15 protein-coding genes are annotated in these 16,275 nt (G+C 35.8%); 2 read left to right on the top strand and 13 right to left on the bottom strand.

The genetic code is table 11. The features are described 5' to 3' along the window. Positions 1 to 20: 20 nt before the first annotated feature. Positions 21 to 965 carry a 50S ribosomal protein L11 methyltransferase gene (gene prmA, locus LACWKB10_RS05285; RefSeq protein WP_034979705.1) on the bottom strand — a complete coding sequence of 315 codons (945 nt, stop codon included), beginning with the start codon at positions 963 to 965 and terminating at the stop codon, positions 21 to 23. A 63-nt stretch (positions 966 to 1,028) separates the two neighbouring features. Between prmA and ybaK the strand changes: the two genes are divergently transcribed. Together ybaK and LACWKB10_RS05275 are read left to right on the top strand one after the other, a co-directional pair. Further along, complete coding sequence (gene ybaK, locus LACWKB10_RS05280) at positions 1,029 to 1,529, top strand: Cys-tRNA(Pro) deacylase (RefSeq protein ID WP_034979702.1); 501 nt, start codon at positions 1,029 to 1,031, stop codon at positions 1,527 to 1,529. 132 nt (positions 1,530 to 1,661) lie between these two features. Beyond that, on the top strand, positions 1,662 to 2,606 hold the full coding sequence (locus LACWKB10_RS05275) for a sugar-binding transcriptional regulator (RefSeq protein WP_034979699.1): 945 nt from the start codon (positions 1,662 to 1,664) through the stop codon (positions 2,604 to 2,606). A 2-nt stretch (positions 2,607 to 2,608) separates the two neighbouring features. Here the strand turns inward: LACWKB10_RS05275 and citX are convergent, their stop codons facing one another. The 12 genes from citX to LACWKB10_RS05215 all read right to left on the bottom strand — a co-directional run bounded on the left by citX (position 2,609) and on the right by LACWKB10_RS05215 (position 16,228). Next, the gene (gene citX, locus LACWKB10_RS05270; protein ID WP_034979696.1) at positions 2,609 to 3,157 is read right to left on the bottom strand and encodes a citrate lyase holo-[acyl-carrier protein] synthase; all 549 of its coding nucleotides are present in this window, start codon (positions 3,155 to 3,157) and stop codon (positions 2,609 to 2,611) included. Between the two features lie 85 nt (positions 3,158 to 3,242). After that, positions 3,243 to 4,781 (bottom strand): citrate lyase subunit alpha, encoded by a 1,539-nt coding sequence (citF, locus tag LACWKB10_RS05265; protein WP_152560562.1) that lies wholly within the window; start codon positions 4,779 to 4,781, stop codon positions 3,243 to 3,245. Next, complete coding sequence (locus LACWKB10_RS05260) at positions 4,771 to 5,685, bottom strand: aldolase/citrate lyase family protein (RefSeq protein ID WP_034979690.1); 915 nt, start codon at positions 5,683 to 5,685, stop codon at positions 4,771 to 4,773. Before LACWKB10_RS05260 ends, citF begins: the two co-directional genes overlap by 11 nt. Beyond that, positions 5,686 to 5,982, bottom strand: a complete 297-nt coding sequence (gene citD, locus LACWKB10_RS05255) for a citrate lyase acyl carrier protein (RefSeq protein ID WP_034979687.1) — start codon at positions 5,980 to 5,982, stop codon at positions 5,686 to 5,688. It abuts the gene before it with no gap. Further along, a complete protein-coding gene (gene citC / locus LACWKB10_RS05250; RefSeq protein WP_034979684.1) occupies positions 5,972 to 7,027 on the bottom strand; it encodes a [citrate (pro-3S)-lyase] ligase in 1,056 nt (351 codons plus the stop codon). The genes citD and citC overlap by 11 nt, the downstream gene beginning before the upstream one ends. 21 nt (positions 7,028 to 7,048) lie before the next feature. After that, a complete protein-coding gene (locus LACWKB10_RS05245; RefSeq protein ID WP_034979681.1) occupies positions 7,049 to 7,843 on the bottom strand; it encodes an alpha/beta fold hydrolase in 795 nt (264 codons plus the stop codon). Further along, positions 7,844 to 9,310 carry a DASS family sodium-coupled anion symporter gene (locus LACWKB10_RS05240; protein WP_034979678.1) on the bottom strand — a complete coding sequence of 489 codons (1,467 nt, stop codon included), beginning with the start codon at positions 9,308 to 9,310 and terminating at the stop codon, positions 7,844 to 7,846. A gap of 5 nt (positions 9,311 to 9,315) precedes the next feature. Continuing rightward, entirely contained in the window at positions 9,316 to 10,026 is a 711-nt protein-coding gene (locus LACWKB10_RS05235) for a dimethylmenaquinone methyltransferase (protein WP_034979675.1), read from the bottom strand. 19 nt (positions 10,027 to 10,045) lie between these two features. Continuing rightward, positions 10,046 to 10,975 carry an L-lactate dehydrogenase gene (locus LACWKB10_RS05230; RefSeq protein WP_034979673.1) on the bottom strand — a complete coding sequence of 310 codons (930 nt, stop codon included), beginning with the start codon at positions 10,973 to 10,975 and terminating at the stop codon, positions 10,046 to 10,048. A gap of 181 nt (positions 10,976 to 11,156) precedes the next feature. Then, entirely contained in the window at positions 11,157 to 12,554 is a 1,398-nt protein-coding gene (locus LACWKB10_RS05225; RefSeq protein WP_034979670.1) for a flavocytochrome c, read from the bottom strand. Positions 12,555 to 12,585: 31 nt separating this feature from the next. Next, a complete protein-coding gene (locus tag LACWKB10_RS05220) occupies positions 12,586 to 13,989 on the bottom strand; it encodes a class II fumarate hydratase (protein ID WP_034979668.1) in 1,404 nt (467 codons plus the stop codon). Positions 13,990 to 14,170: 181 nt separating this feature from the next. Beyond that, complete coding sequence (locus tag LACWKB10_RS05215) at positions 14,171 to 16,228, bottom strand: copper-translocating P-type ATPase (RefSeq protein WP_235191500.1); 2,058 nt, start codon at positions 16,226 to 16,228, stop codon at positions 14,171 to 14,173. Between the last annotated feature and the right edge of the window lie 47 nt (positions 16,229 to 16,275).

Below are 16,275 nucleotides of genomic sequence, written 5' to 3'. Positions count from 1 at the left end.
ATTATCTATTATAACTCTTTTTAGTTATCTTTTCTTTCAATAATTAGCCCAATCCAACGTCCCTGCTGCATTGACAATATAATATGGAACCCATTTACAGTCAAAGCCTTCTTGATTTTTTCAATCTGGTCACAATCTATCCCAGAAAAAATCACTTTTCCGTTTAAATTTAAATGTTCATCCAATTCTGGAATTAAATCAAGCAAAATTTCAGCTAAAATATTTGCTACAATAATATCATATTTACCCTTAACTTTATTTAATAAATTCGTCTTCTGTAGTTTTATATTATTTAAATTGTTTAAAGATATATTCTCATTAGCAGCAGTTATTGCCTCGTCAGATATATCCGTTGCTAAAACCGATCTCGCTCCTAAAACAGATGAAGCAATTGCTAAAATTCCAGAGCCGGTGCCAACATCACAAACAGTCTCTGGCTTGATTAAAGTTTGTTCCAGTCCTAACAATGCTAGTTGAGTGGTCTTGTGTGAACCTGTTCCAAATGCTAGGCCTGGATCAAGCTTAACTACTTTCTGGTCTTTAAATGCAGGCTCATATTCTTCCCATTCAGGCACTATTGCAAGGTGTCTAGAAAACGAAATTGGATGATAAAATTTTTGCCATACTGTATTCCAGTCTTCATCTTTAATATAAGAAGCACTCACTTTAGCCTGGCCTATTTTCAAACCATAGCTTTTTAATTCAGACAACTTTTTTTGGTACTTTTTAACTAAATCAGCCTTATCTTGTTCTGTGTCAAAATACGCTAAGAATTGCATATCCTTAGGTAAATCTTTTATTTCGTCTAATTTAACAATAGTTGAATCAGATTCCCAGCCTGCTTGTTCAAAGTCCGAGCGCCTTCGTGTTTCAGTACCCAAACAGTGCAGTATATCATGACTATATATATTTAGTGCATCTTCAACTTCATGACTAGTTTCTATTTTAATAATTAATAATTTCATTATTTTTTTAACTCCCTTTTTATTTTCCCTATTATCAATGCTATCATTAAAAAGGTGATCATTATGTCAAAAAGGAAAAATAAGATTGAAAAAACACTTGTTGAAAAAATATTGGATAGAAATAAAATCTCTTATCGCCAAGCAGAATTTGCTACACATGAAGACTCAGGTGGTGTGGCAAAAATGGATACATCTATTTTAAACGAGAAAGAACACTTGGTCTATAAAACTCTCGTGTGTTTTGGAAATAAGACACCTGCTTTAGTAGCAGTGATTCCAGTAACTGAACATTTAAGTATGAAAAAACTAGCGAAAAATTCAGGTAATAAAAAATGTGAAATGTTGCCTCTGAAAGATTTAGAAAAGACTACCGGTTATGTACATGGTGCCAATACTCCTATTGGGATTTATTTTAAACATCACTTTCCCATTTTTCTTGACAATAGTATGGTTAGTGAAGAAAATGTTGCAGTTTCAAGTGGCAAAATAGGACGTAGTGTATTTCTAAAACCTCAAGATTTGCAAAAAATTACACATGCAAAGTTTTGTGATTTACTTGAATAAAAAAGTCAAATTTAGATTTCGTCTCATTTACTAAAAATTTTTCTCCTTAAAAGTTACTTAAGTTATAGTATTAAAGCTTTTTTTCTAATATAATTAAAACAAATGTAAAGTATAAAGAATAGGAATAAGCAAATGACATTGTTAACAGATGAACAACTTGCGAATATCGCACATGACTATTTTTTGAGCAAACTGAACATTGCAGAAATCTCGAAAAAGTATAATCTCTCTCGTTATCTTATAGCTAAAGCAATAGAAGAAGCCGAAGATAAGGGAATTGTGAAAATTAGTATTTATCAAAGTCCTAAACGGGCACAAAAACTTGAGCGTGAATTCCAAAGACTCTTTGATTTAAAAGAAGTTTATATCTTAGAAGATAAAGAAACCAAAAATCAAGATAATGAAATGATTGTTAACTTTGCGGCTAAACAAATACAGAATTATATTAATTCCTCTCATGTCATTGGTTTAACTTGGGGAACTCTCTTAAGAGACATTATTGATGATTTTTCAGTAGAAACGCGTGATGATTTGACTTTTGTGCAGTTGTTAGGTCAAGTGGTTAATGCAAGCAAGCGTAAACTGCCATTAATTCAACATGCTGCCAATAAGTTCAGCGCAAAATGTCTAACTTTTCCTGCCCCTCTTTATGCGATTGATCCCACTTTAGTAAAAAAGGTTCATAAAGAACCATATTATGAATACATAGAAAAATATTTCTCACAGCTCGACCTAGTATTTGCAAGTATCGGAACATTCCAGTCGTTAGAATCAGGTCAATTCTTTATGGATCATTATGCTGACAAACTATTTGCTGGTCTGGAGAAAAATCAATTAGCAGGAATTATTTTTGGCAGGCCTTATGATATTAAAGGACGTTTTTATAGTCCCATAGAGCCACATATATCTGGTATCAGCCTTTCTAATATTTTTGCAATTCCTGATCGCTTTGTAATTGTTAGAAATCGCTTTAAAGAAGATGCTCTTTTGGGAGCGTTAAGGACAGGCGTAATAACTCACTTGATCACTACTAGTGGAATAGCAGAAAGAGTTTTGCATAAGAATGACACTCTTTAGTTTTAATCAGACGTTATCTCCTGCCTGTACAAATTAGTGATATAATTTTGTAATTCTGAGACTGAATGTCTTCTCGAACGAGCACATTCTTTGGCAGGTCTTGAACATAAAAAACATCTGCGAACAGGCATACCCAATTCTTTGCGGGATATAGCCTGTTTTTGCTTATTAATTAAAACATCAGCATCAAAAAGTCGATTTAGTTTTTGATGATCTTCAAATTCAACTGCTTTTTCTTTTACAACTCTATAGTTACTATTAACAAGGTAAAAATTTTCGGGGCCTGTTAATTTTTCCCAATGTTCATAAAGAATAAAAGGCAAATTACTACTTTGAAAAATTTTTTCTAAATCAAAAATACCTTCGGCAAATATTTTTTCTAAATAACAATTGTTTTTAATAGGTCCGGGAATATTCAATTTAACATCCAATAGTGTAATCTTTGGAAACTTTTGCAAAATTTCTTGCTGAAGCTTGACTCGTTCATCTTTATTTTCCAGTACTTCAGCTATACTCTGAGGCTTACCTTCAGCAAAAATTGTTTTTACCATCTGACATCCTCCTCTTTTTATATTATAGCCAAAAAATGTGAGAACAAGTTAAAGCTCATTCTCACACTTTTTTTAAAATAAATAATTAGTCTTTTACTTGCTTAATAGTATCAATAATTGTGCCATCTCGATACTGAATAAGAGCAACAGTCCGATCAGTATATGCCAGTTGTTTTGGAACTCCAACTTGTTGTTGAGCCATTTTTTGAAGTTCCTTAATATCAACGACATTAAGTTCAGGCACTTTGGCAAAGGCATCTATGAGATCCTTACGACGTGGATTAATTGCAATTCCTCTTTCAGTTACCAAAACATCAATTGAATCACCAGGAGTTACAACTGTTTCAACTGCTGGAACAACAGTCGCATTTCGTCCGCGTACCAATGGAGCAGTAATAATAGTCATTTTGGCTGCAGCTGCATCTTGGTGACCACCAATTGCACCACGTATAACACCATCGGAACCGGTCATTACGTTAACGTTGAAATCTGTATCAATCTGTAAAGCCGAAAGAATAGCAACATCTAAATTATTAACTACTGCCCCTTTATTGTGAGGATCAGCATACCAAGAAGCATCAATTTCTTGTTGGTTTTTATTCTTAGCCATTGATGCCGCGGCACCTTTATCAAAATCCTGCACATCCATAATTTTTTTGACCAGGCCTTCCTCAAGTAGGTCGGTTGTGGGCTTGGTAATGCCACCCAGAGCAAATGACGCTGTGATGCCATCTTTTAACATAGATTCTCTTAAATACCTGGTCACAGCAAGAGCAGCTCCACCAGATCCTGTCTGGAAAGAAAATCCTTGTTTATAATAAGGTGAATTGGTAATTACCTGATTAACGGTTTGCGCAATCTTCAGTTCTTTTGGATCTTTAGTAAAACGAGTCGCCCCTGAACCTATTTTATCTGCATCACCGATTTGATCAACCTTAACAACGTAATCGACCTGCGTTTGTTTAATAGAAGCAGGAGTATTTGGATAATCAACAATGTTGTCTGTCAATAAAACTACTTTATCCGCATATTGAGAGTCAATCAATGCGTAACCTAAAGAACCGAATACAGCATCTCCTTCTTGACCATTAGCATTTCCTGCAGGATCAGAATTGGGGACACCTAAAAAAGCAACATCAATTTTGATTTCTCCTTCTTCAATTGAACGAGCCCTATTGCCGTGAGAACGGAAAATTACCGGATTCTTCAGTCCACCATGGGAAACAAAATCTCCTAAGCTGCCTCGCATTCCAGAAGAAGTAATATTGGTAATGACACCCTTTTTAATTGCTTCAATTACTTTGTCATTCATAACACCAGTCAAAGAAGAAGGAGCTAAAGTCAGATTTTGATAACCCATTTTAATAATTAAATCCATCACTTTGTTAAAAGCAAAATCGCCATTTCTAAAGTGATGGTGAAACGAGATAGTCATACCATCTTTTAGCGTCTTTTTGATAACTTCTTCTAAAGAATCGACCACTTTTGATTCGCCGGTGGTAACTTGCACTTTGGGTGCAACTCTCTTTACTTCAGGATTGCCAACTACAACAGACTTAAATGGTTTTAGATTCATATCAGTCATCAAATCATCTGGCAAATTGCGCTTTACTTTATTCTCCAATGTAATTACCCTCCTCATCAATTAAATTCGAAGCTTTTGCTGTTTCAATAACACGATCAGCTTTTTCAACTACAGGTTTGTCAACCATCTTACCATTCATCGAAATTACTCCAGAACCCTTTGCTTTTGCTTCCTGAATTGCATTTTGCACAGCAAGAGCATTTTCAATTTCGTCTTTAGTTGGGTTGAATACTTTATTAACCATTGGAATTTGACGTGGATTGACCAAAGACTTACCATCATAACCAAGTTCATAAATATATTTTGTCTCGCGGTAAAATCCTTCTGTGTCATTCATATTTGAAAAAACTGTATCGAAGGCATAAACATCTGCTGCTCTAGCAGATTGTAAAACCATATTACGAGCAAATTCAAGTTCACGTCCGTCAGGATAACGGTGAGTGTGCATATCAGCAGTATAATCTTCGCCAGAAACTGCCAAGCCCATCATCAAAGGTGTTGCAGTAGCAATTTTAGGTGCATTAAGAACACCTTTGGCACTTTCAATCGCAGCCATTACTCCAATAGAACCTTTTTCAACGCCATATTCTTCTTCTGCCTTTTCCATATCTGCTACTAATTTTTTAATCATTGCAGCTGATTCTGTTTTTGGCAGACGAATAACGTCAACGCCAGCTCGAACCATTGCCTTTACATCTTCGTCATAAAAAGGAGTATCTTGACCATTAATTCTGACAACTACTTCTGCACCACCAAAGTCAACAGTTTTTATAGCATTAAATACTAACATTCTCGCTGCATCTTTTTCAGTTAGAGATACTGCATCTTCCAAATCCAACATAATAGAGTCGGCACCATAGATACCGGCATCCTTAACCATAGCTGGATTATCTCCCGGCACAAACATCATAGTTCGACGCAAACGATTTTTTACGTAAGTCATTTATTGTAGTACCTCCAATCTTGGTTTATCTGTGGTTTCGGTTGCTCTTTGAGCTGCAGCCAATGTACGTGCAGCAATTACGCAGTCAAGAGCGCCTTTATCAGTTGCTTTAACCTTTGCATTTTCAATTCCGAATTTTTTAAGTACATCTGTTATTACTTTTTTGATCTGATCTCCGTAAGATTTGGCTACTTCGGATTCCAAATCAATTTCAACGCCATTTTGACCAGCTGATACCATTATTTGAATATCTGAAGATTCTAAAGTTCCTGCCACTCCAACAGTCTTAATTTCCATTGATGTTCATTCCTTTCTTTATTCTTTCTTGTAAAATTTGATAGTTTTTATTAATAAAATCAAAAGTAGTTGGTGGAACTAAATTTGAAATTTCTTTTAAATTATTACTTTTGATCAGCTGACGGACTCGTGTAGCTGTAATTATTTGATCGTTATTGCAAAAGCGCTTAACAATTTCAACGTCAATTTTGGGACTAAGTGTGTTTTTTAAGCTTTGATTATAGAAATTAGTTGTTCTTGAAAATGGTTCAGTACCTAAATAACGCTTTTTTATTGCCAGTTTCGGTGCAATTTTATTTTTAAAAATTAATGCATCAATTTCTGTTTGCGTAGCGATCAGTTCATCAGGTGATTTTAAAAAGTATGCCGGAAAAGTTGATTGAGAAACTAAATAGTCTCCACCACTAACTACTAACACATTTTTGTATTCAGAGGTTCCTTTTTTAACAAGTTCCATTCTTTCATTCGTTTTAAATAACGAAGCATCCGTAGCAACAACAAACACGTATACCAGATCATTCTCGCTACTAGCAAGTTTTACCAGCCCTTGATGACCTAAAGTAAATGGATTAGCGTTCATGACAATTGCCGCAACTTTTTTATGATTTTGGTCTTTTAATATGGGAATTTTTGCCAAAAAATCCTGAATATTTGGTGTTCCACTCTCTAAAAAAGCAGCCTCATCAGTATGAGCTAGTTCCTTAAAGTTTAAATGAGAAAAACTGGATGAATATTTTGACTTAGTGAATACAAACGAATGATAAATTCTTTGACTAAAAAGATATTCTTGTAGTGCTGAAACTATTTGATTAAATCTTGCTCCTTGAACAGATTCATTATTTGAAACCGCAATATATTTGAGAACATTTCCAGCAATGCTACCTGTGCCTACTAACTGACCATCTTCATCAATTAGGCCAACTGTATGATCAATCACAGCAACTTCACGAGAGCTAAAATTATTAATTCCTTGACTAATCAGGAATTTTTGCCACCTTTTTTTGGTTTCCGGCAAGGTTAAAAAAAGTTCTACGGTTTTATCCATTTGTTTCATTCTCACTTTGAGTTAAATCTTTTTTAAGAAATTCGTAACTTCTTTATACATGCTAGGAGGCTGTTCAGCCTGAATTAAGTGTCCACAATTTTTAATAACTTTTGCGCTAATTATTGCATTTAACTTTTCCATGGCAAAGGCGAAGTGATAGTCAAAAAAGGGAGAATTCTGTCCTGCTAAAACCAGCATTGGAATTTTTAAATCAATTAAAACATCACGCCAATCTTGTTCAGCATGATCTATACGACAAAGATAATTCTCTTCAGCAAAATAGGGAAATTTTTCAGACTCTGCTTTTGCCTTTTTAAACATCTCATCATTAATATGAGCATAAATGCCATTGCCAAGATCCGCCTTTAAATAATCCGGGTAATTCTGCCAAGTTAAATCTTTAAAACCATACTCCCAAGAGCTATCTCTGATCATCTTGGGGGGTTGATCCAAATCGATAATTGCCTGTAGCCTGTCATAGCCAAACAATGAAACATAAGCCCAAATATTTGCTGCACCCATTGAATTTCCAATAGCAATAATGTCTTTCAAGTTTAACTTGGTAATCAGTTCCTCTAAATCAGCCGCATGACGACTGATACGCTGTCCTTTAAATGTTCTTTGTGACCGTCCCTGATTACGCGGATCTATTACAATAAAACGATAATCAGATGCAAAGAGTTTAGCAACTTCTTCCCATAATATTGCGGTGCTTCCTATACCGGGAACTGCCAATACAGGCTGTTTATCTTTTTCAGTATCATAATATGCTATTCGTATACCATCATTAGTGATAAAACTCTTCTCATTAAGCATTTACCAGATTCCGATAACTTTCATCCATAAAGTTCCAATTACACCAAAAATCAGTAAATAGATAATTCCTAAAATAAAGTTGTATTTCCACCATTCACCTTGTTTAATGTAACCTGTAGTAGCTAAAATTGAAGCTGGTCCATTGGCGTAGTGAGTGGTTGAAGCATTGAAAGCTCCTGTGAATGCAAGCAGCATTGCAGAAAGTCCCAAAGGAGCACCAGTAGCTACTGCCACTGACAAGAATGGCAAATATAAGGCAGTCATATGAGCGGTTCCACTAGCAAAGAAGTAGTGGGTATAAAACATTAATATTACCAAGACCACTAATACTATTTGCCAGCTGATGCCGTGAAGACTTGTTTGAATAGTCTTTGAGAACCAGTCAATAAAGCCAAATGAAATAAGTTTACTTGCCATAAAAATTAAAATTGACAGCCAAATCAAAATATTCCAGGCACCAGTTTGGTTTAAGGCATCTTTCATGGTTAAAACACCAGTTAACAGCAACAAACCAACCGCTAGAAAAGCAACGAAAGTTGAATCTAATTGAGGAATATCAAAAACGCCAGATAAAACCCATAAAATTATGGCTAGTAAAAACACCATTGACATAATTTTTTCTGGTTTTGTAACTGGCCCCATGTCCTTTAAATGATCAGTAGCCCATTTTTCAGCATTAGGAGTTTCTTTTATCTCAGGTGGGAAAATTTTATAAATCACAATTGGAATGACAATAGTTGCAACAAGTACAGGAACTACAGCTGCTGAAAACCAGCTAATCCAGGTCATGTTATAATTTTTCTGCGCTGCCATTTGTGAAGCAACCATATTCGGTGCTGCGCCGGTAATAAAGAGGGCAGTTGAAAGAATATTGGCATGAAAGGCCATAAAGCTGAGGTAGGCACCGATTTTCTTGCGGGAAGGATCATTAGGATATGAATCATAATCTTTAGATATTGATTCGGTTACCGGCCAAACGACTCCTCCAGTTCTGGCACTGTTTGATGGAATCAAAGCTCCTAAAACTAATTCCAATCCAGTAATGGCATAGCCGATACCAATGGACTTTTTACCGAAACGTTTAATCATCCAATAGGCTATTCGATTGCCCAGTCCAGTTTTACTGATACCATAGGCCATGATGAAAGCCATAGCGATTAGCCAAGAAGCCGAATTGCTAAAGGCACTAAGAATCCCAGTTGTGACTTTGCCTGTTTTAGGATCTACAATATCTTTGATTGGAGCTAAACCAACTAAAACCGTTACTATAAGTCCGATTAAGGTGGTGCCACCTATTGGCAAAGGCTTAGTGATACATCCAACAATAGTTGCTACGAAAATAGCAAACATTTCCCAGGCTGGAGCTGATAAACCTGCAGGACGCAAAGGCGTGATGCACCAGAGTATAACACCAACAGCCAGGGGTAAGATAAATCCCTTGTAATTAACTTTTTCTAGTGTTTTCATTTTAATTACCTGTAATTTTCCGGGCGATAAAAATCGTCGATAATTTCATAATTTTTATTCTTCAGTTCTTCATCAAGCCAATTTATATTTCCTGTGCCATCATGAAAACTTGCCGCTTTGGCATCATCTTTTTTGTGAAAATCCTGGACAGCTGGAAGTAATTCACTTGCTTCTTCTAAAGCAATTTTTATAACACCATCGGCATCACCTAAAATCACGTCACCAGGATTAACACTCACGTTCCCACAAGAAATTGGAACATTTATTTCTCCTGGGCCTTCTTTATATGGGCCGTCAGGTGTTGTACTAACTGCATAAATGGGCAAGTCCCAATTACGCAAACTATCTATGTCACGTATTGGTCCATCAACCACGACTCCAGCAACATGTCTTTGGTCGCGAAGCCAGGTCATCATCACCTCGCCAATAACTGCTCTTGTATTGTCATTTTCATTGTCAATGACAACGACATCGCCTTCATGACAATATTTCAATGCTGCATAAATAGTCAGATTATCACCTGGACGATTATGAACTGTAAAAGCTGGTCCACACATTTCCTCATGAGGTTTGGACATAAGCTTAATTCTCGGTGCCATTGCACCTGTTCTATTCATACAATCAGCCACGTTTGACGATGGCAATTTTTTGTATGCAGCAATAACCTCTTTTTGCGGAAGGTTTCTTTTTAAAAAAATTCTTTTTCCAACCTGCATTCGTCATGCCTTCTTTTGGTTAATCTAAAGTAATATTATCTAGTACTTCCTGCATTTTTGAAGCTGAGTTGAGCATCTTAGCTTTTTCAGTTTCAGAAAGCTTAGTCTCAAGCACCTGACTAATTCCGGCACCATTTATTACTGTAGGAGTTCCTAAATAAAGCTCACTTTTAATTCCATATTCACCATTAATTGGTGCTGATAAAGGCAAAGCGATTGACCGATTATTTAATATAGCAGTAACTATCTGGGTCAACATCATCGCAATGCCATAAAATGTAGCACCTTTATTTTCAATTATTTTTCCTCCCTTTTTACGAATACCTGATTCTACTTGATCCAGCACAGAGTTGTCAATACCGTCAAAATCTTTAAGTGGCTTGCCACTAACTGTTGACTCATCAAAGTTTTCGAAAGAAGTATCACCATGCTCTCCTAAAACCATAGAATTAACTTCAGCAACAGGAACATGTAATCTACGTGCTAAATCTACCTTTAAACGTGCTGAATCAAGGGAAGTACCTGTCCCAATAACCTTATTTTTAGGGAAGCCAGATAATTTTTGGGTCAGCGTTGTTAAAATATCAACTGGATTAGCGGAAACAAGGAAAATGCCATTAAAGCCTGATTCAACTACAGGTTGAATTATGCTTTTTAAGATATTAACGTTTTTATTAACTAGATCCAAACGACTTTCTCCCGGCTTGCGCGGAACACCAGCGGTGATCACAACAACATCAGCGTCTTTTGCATCAGAGTATTCTCCAGAATGAATATTACATTCTCCTGTAAAAGGCAATATATCTTCTAAATCCATTGAATCACCCAGTGGACGTTTTTTTACCACATCACAAATAACCAGCTCGTCAACTCTAGTATGTTGCAATAAATCGTTGGCAAAAGTTGAGCCTACTGCTCCATCACCAACTAATAAAACCTTTTTATTCATAACGTCATTCCTTTCAATTTTTAAAAATGTAATCCTTTACATTTATAATTATAAAATTACTTTTTAATTTTTTCAATATTTAAAATAAATAATTTAAATTTTAATTTTTTAAAAATATAAAATGATTTTCATCTTTTAAATAATATAAAAAATGCTTAGAATTTCTAAGCATTTTTAGTAGTTATTTATGTTGTCTGGTAAACTCTGCCATTTGTATCCCGGCCTGTCGGCCAAATATTACAGTTTCAGCTATTGAGTTTCCTCCGATTCTATTATTGCCATGCAATCCTCCTGAAACTTCACCTGCGGCATAGAGTCCTGAAATAATGTTTCCGTCTGAATCCAAAACTTCAGTTTTTGGAGTTATATGAATTCCACCCATAGTATAATGAATAGCCGGATTAATATGAATAGCAAAGAAAGGACCTTGTTCGATAGTGCGATCCATTCCAGTAGTCCGCTGATATTCACTATCATCTTTATTCTTCACAGCTTCATTCCATTTTGAAATTGTTTTCTTTAGATTATCACTGTTAACTCCAATGTTTTCTGCTAATTCCTCAATGGAAGATCCTTGATTGACTAATCCTACATGATCATAAAATTCGACAGCGGTGAAATTATTTCGGATCGTTTGATCAAACAGAAGATACGCTCCATCCTCATTTAACTTAGTAATTGCATCAGAAACTATTTTCCGTGTGTTGAGTTCATTAACAAATCTCTGACCAGATTTGTTAACTAAAATTGCACCTTCTCCACGTAAACCCTCACCTATTAAATAGACGTGATCAGTATCTGTTTGGGCTGTAGGATGTACCTGAATAAATTCCATTTGCTCTAATTGAGCATCAATTTTGGCTGCTAATTTGAGTCCATCACCTGTAGCTCCAGGTTGATTAGTTGTTTTATAATTTGCGAGATCTGGACGATATTTTTGTATTAAATCTTTTGAAGAGCCAAAGCCACCAGAGGCCAGTAAAATTGCTGTAGCCTGAACCTTTTTGACTCCTGAATCAGTTTCAACTTCAATTCCTACAACTTTTTTCTGCTTATCTTGTAATAAACTAATTACACGAGAATTATTAAAAATAGGAATATTTTTTTCTTGAATTTGCTTCAAAGCCCCTGTAACCAAATAATTTCCAACGGGTGCCATTGAGGCAGGCCGGTGAGCCCTCTTTTTACTCATACCACCTGTTATTGTTAGATTTGTAAGCTCAATCCCATGGTTCATCAGCCAGTCAATTGCTACAGCAGAGTGGTCAACAAAGTATCTTAAAAGGTCACGGTCATTTAATTTGCCTCCACCCTTTAAGGTTTCCTGATAAAAATCTTCTTTATTGTCAATAATCCCTTCATTAAGTTGAACCAAACTTTCAGATGCATTCATTCCAGATGATGCCCTATTGGTATTTCCACCAAGGTCAGCATTTTTTTCAAAAACAGCAACATTGAGTCCGAGTTCTTTTGCCTGAATTGCTGCTGTTAAACCAGCTCCACCGGCTCCAACGATTACAGCATCATAACGGTCTTTAATTTCTGCACTGCCGTTAGGCGTAAAAACAAATTTACCCATTTATTTTTCTCCTCTAAAAACATTAAAATAGTTATTTCTCAGGATTAGTTTGAGATACATTGGTCATCTCCATGTAATCCATCCACTTATCATATTCTTCCTCTGTTAATTTGCCACTATCTAAAGCTGCTTCCTTAAGTGTTGTACCTTCCTTATCTGCAGTTTGGGCAATTTTGGCAGCTGCATGATAACCAATGTGTGGTGACAGAGCTGTAACAGTCATCAAAGAGCTTTCAAGCAAGTCATCCATCTTTTCCGCATTAACTGTTAGGCCCGCTATCATTTTATCAGCAAACCCCCTGATAGTACCAGCTAAAATATCACATGAATCAAGAAAAGCTGTAATCATTATAGTTTTATAGACGTTCATTTCAAAATTTCCTTGTGAACAGGCAAAAGTAATAGTAGCGTCATTGCCAAAAACTTTTGCGGCCGCCATGGTTACAGCTTCAGCTTGTGTAGGGTTAACTTTGCCTGGCATGATTGATGATCCAGGTTCATTGGCTGGAATGTTGAGCTCGTGATAGCCTGCCCTTGGACCAGAAGCTAAGAATCTAATGTCCTGTGCTATCTTGAACATATCAGCAGCTAAAGTTTTCAATGCACCATGAACAACATCAATTCCAGAATGATGAGCTAAGCCCCAAAACTTATTGGTATTAACTTTAAATTCATGTCCGTAAACTTGGGACAATTTACCGGCAATTTTTTCAGTCATCCCAGGTGCAGCATTAAGTCCAGTGCCAACAGCTGTCCCTCCAATTGCCAGTTCGTACAATGTTGGTTTAAGTTCTTGAATATAATTCAAGTCATGTTTTAATGCAGAAATATAACCCGAAACTTCTTGCCCAAAAGTAATTGGAGTGGCATCTTGCAGATGAGTACGACCTACTTTAACGGTTTTCCAATACTTATTTTGTTTTAGTATAAGTTCATTAATTAGGTGTTGCACAGCTGGTTCAAGTTTATCCAGTGCCTCAACAGCCACAATATTCATTGCTGTAGGGTAAGTATCATTAGACGATTGTCCTCTATTAACATCATCATTAGGTAAGATATGCAAATTTGGATGCAACTTATTAGCTAAATTTGCAACAACTTCATTCACATTCATATTACTTTGAGTTCCAGACCCCGTTTGCAATACATGTAGTGGAAAGTCCTTGCGTAGTTCATGGTCATCTAATTTAAGCAAATGGTCAACGGCATCCTCAATTGCTTTTCCTTTTTCTTCGGGTTCGTCTCCTACTTCTACATTTGATTCAGCGGCAGCTTTTTTTAAATGTAAAAATGCACGGATAATCGCAAGAGGCATTAATTCACCGCTGGGGAAGTTATTGCGACTGCGTTCTGTTTGCGGTCCCCATAGAGCTTCTTTTGGTATTTTGACAGGGCCGATAGTATCACTTTCAACACGATATTCTTTTTCGCTCATGTTCAGTCTCCTTATTTAATGCTAACATTCTTCTAATAATACATTTTATATTACTCTTTCACTCATGATACAGGTTTTTTGGACTTTTTTCAATATTTTTAAATAAAAGGGCTATCATTTAAAAAATTAAAATTTGCTTTAAAATAAAAAAGCACTCCTGACAAGTGCTTAATGCTAAGTGTTATATTTTCAATGTTTCTGCGTTGATAGCTACTATTACTGTTGATAAGGACATCAAAATTGCTCCAACGGCCGGAGATAATAAAATTCCCCAAGGAGCTAATACTCCAGCTGCTAAGGGCAATGCCACAATGTTATAGCCGGCTCCCCACCATAAATTTTGGACAGTTTTTCCTTGAGTATGTTGGGCAAGATTTAAAAAGCTAATAATGTCAAGTGGGTCACTATTTACCAAAATGACATCCGCTGAATCCACAGCAACATCTGTTCCTGCTCCGATAGCAACGCCGATATCAGCTTTTGCTAAACTTGGAGCATCATTTATGCCATCCCCGACCATCATTACCTTATTGCCTTTTTCTTGAAGTTCTGCAACAATTTTTTGTTTGTCAGCAGGCATCAAACCCGAATGAACTTCAGAAATGTTAAGTTTATGAGCAATATTTTGTGCAACTTTTTCATTGTCTCCTGTTAGCATTACTGGTGTGATATTAAGATCTTTAATTTGCTTAATTAAAGAAGCAGCGTTCTTCTTAATTTCGTCTCCAACAGCAACATATCCTAAAAGATCATTCCCCTCTACTAAATAGCTTGAAGTGTAGTTTAAAGCATCCATTTGGGGAAAATTGTTCACTAACTTTCTAGCAGATGTTTCGTTTACTAGTTGAAATTCCTTTCCATTTAGAGTACCAGAGACCCCTTTACCATCTAAAGTTTTACTATTTGTTAATGAATATAGATTAATATTCTTTTCTTTAGCAAATTGTAAAATGCTTTGAGCAATCGGGTGATTTGAATCCTGCTCAAGTGAGGCAATAAGCTTAATTACTTCATCAGCACTATAATTTTTATCCAAACTATCAAATTTTCGAACTTGAAATTTTCCTTCAGTTAAAGTTCCAGTTTTATCTAAAAGCAAATAATTGATTTTTGAACTGATGCTGATGACATTGCGATTTCTAATTAATAAGCCATTTTTGGCGCCAATTGAAGTACTTCTCGCATTAACTAAGGGAATGGCCAACCCCAAAGCATGAGGACAGGCAATAACTAAGACGGTGACCATTCGTTCTAGACCACCAGATATACCACGCAGACTAGTCCAAACGATTAATGCTATAATCCCAAAAACAAGTGCCGCATAAAATAACCAACTGGAAACTTTATCGGCCAGATTTTGCAATTTTGATTTATTCATTTGTGAAGACTGAACCAGCTTATTCACATTAGCTAAAAAGCCGGAATTAGCAGAACTAGTTACTTTAACCGTTAATGTACCAGAACCATTAATTGAACCGCCGATCACCTTATCGTTTTCTTTGCGGGTAATTTCTCGCGATTCACCGGTAACTAGCGATTCATTTACCTGACTTGAACCACTTAGAATGACTCCATCTAGAGGAATGCTCTCTCCTGCTTTTACTAAAATAACAGCATTCTTTTGCACATCATTAATAGCCATATCTTTAAATTGACCGTTATTTTGGACATGCACTTTATCAGGCAAAAGCTTAGCTAAATCATGCACAGAACTATTTGCGTTCATCACTGAATTCATCTCAATCCAGTGACCTAAAAGCATAATCAAAATTAAAGTAGCCAATTCCCAGAAAAAATCCATTACTTGAGCTTTACTGTTTAATAAATTATTTTTCACAAAAGCATAAATACTGTAAATATATGCAGTAGTTATTCCCAGAGAAATAAGAGTCATCATTTCAGGCTTCTTGTCTTTTATCTCGTAAAAAGCGCCTGATAAGAATGGTTCCCCTCCGTAAAAGTAAAGTATAGTCGCAAAAATAACCACTACCCAGTCAGACCCGGTGAAAGAAAACTGGAAAGGCAAATGAACGCCCATTGCAGGTGATAAAAAAATAATTGGCAACGATAATAAAACGGAAACCCAAAACTTTTTCTTTAAGTTTCCCATGTGCATCATGTGACCACCATGCATCATCATATCATGATTACCCATTTTCATTGATGAATTATTATTCATCGAATGATTCATATTTTCATTATGGTTCATGTTCATATTGTTCAAAATATTCAGCCCCATTCTATACAATCACCAAAATTGCTCTTTTCTTTAATCTACTTTTATAA

It is taken from the genome of Lactobacillus sp. wkB10 (genome assembly GCF_000760615.1).
Taxonomy (GTDB): domain Bacteria; phylum Bacillota; class Bacilli; order Lactobacillales; family Lactobacillaceae; genus Lactobacillus; species Lactobacillus huangpiensis.
The sequence above is the reverse complement of the archived record's forward strand: the minus strand, read 5'-3'. Positions and strand labels throughout refer to the sequence as shown.

Coding starts and splice junctions, on each gene's coding strand:
- LACWKB10_RS05240 (WP_034979678.1), bottom strand. CDS start 9,310: ATGAAAACACTAGAAAAAGTTAATTACAAGGGATTTATCTTACCCCTG.
- LACWKB10_RS05220 (WP_034979668.1), bottom strand. CDS start 13,989: ATGAGCGAAAAAGAATATCGTGTTGAAAGTGATACTATCGGCCCTGTC.
- LACWKB10_RS05245 (WP_034979681.1), bottom strand. CDS start 7,843: ATGCTTAATGAGAAGAGTTTTATCACTAATGATGGTATACGAATAGCA.
- citX (WP_034979696.1), bottom strand. CDS start 3,157: ATGGTAAAAACAATTTTTGCTGAAGGTAAGCCTCAGAGTATAGCTGAA.
- citD (WP_034979687.1), bottom strand. CDS start 5,982: ATGGAAATTAAGACTGTTGGAGTGGCAGGAACTTTAGAATCTTCAGAT.
- LACWKB10_RS05225 (WP_034979670.1), bottom strand. CDS start 12,554: ATGGGTAAATTTGTTTTTACGCCTAACGGCAGTGCAGAAATTAAAGAC.
- LACWKB10_RS05275 (WP_034979699.1), top strand. CDS start 1,662: ATGACATTGTTAACAGATGAACAACTTGCGAATATCGCACATGACTAT.
- LACWKB10_RS05260 (WP_034979690.1), bottom strand. CDS start 5,685: ATGACTTACGTAAAAAATCGTTTGCGTCGAACTATGATGTTTGTGCCG.
- LACWKB10_RS05215 (WP_235191500.1), bottom strand. CDS start 16,228: ATGGGGCTGAATATTTTGAACAATATGAACATGAACCATAATGAAAAT.
- LACWKB10_RS05235 (WP_034979675.1), bottom strand. CDS start 10,026: ATGCAGGTTGGAAAAAGAATTTTTTTAAAAAGAAACCTTCCGCAAAAA.
- ybaK (WP_034979702.1), top strand. CDS start 1,029: ATGTCAAAAAGGAAAAATAAGATTGAAAAAACACTTGTTGAAAAAATA.
- citC (WP_034979684.1), bottom strand. CDS start 7,027: ATGGATAAAACCGTAGAACTTTTTTTAACCTTGCCGGAAACCAAAAAA.
- LACWKB10_RS05230 (WP_034979673.1), bottom strand. CDS start 10,975: ATGAATAAAAAGGTTTTATTAGTTGGTGATGGAGCAGTAGGCTCAACT.
- prmA (WP_034979705.1), bottom strand. CDS start 965: ATGAAATTATTAATTATTAAAATAGAAACTAGTCATGAAGTTGAAGAT.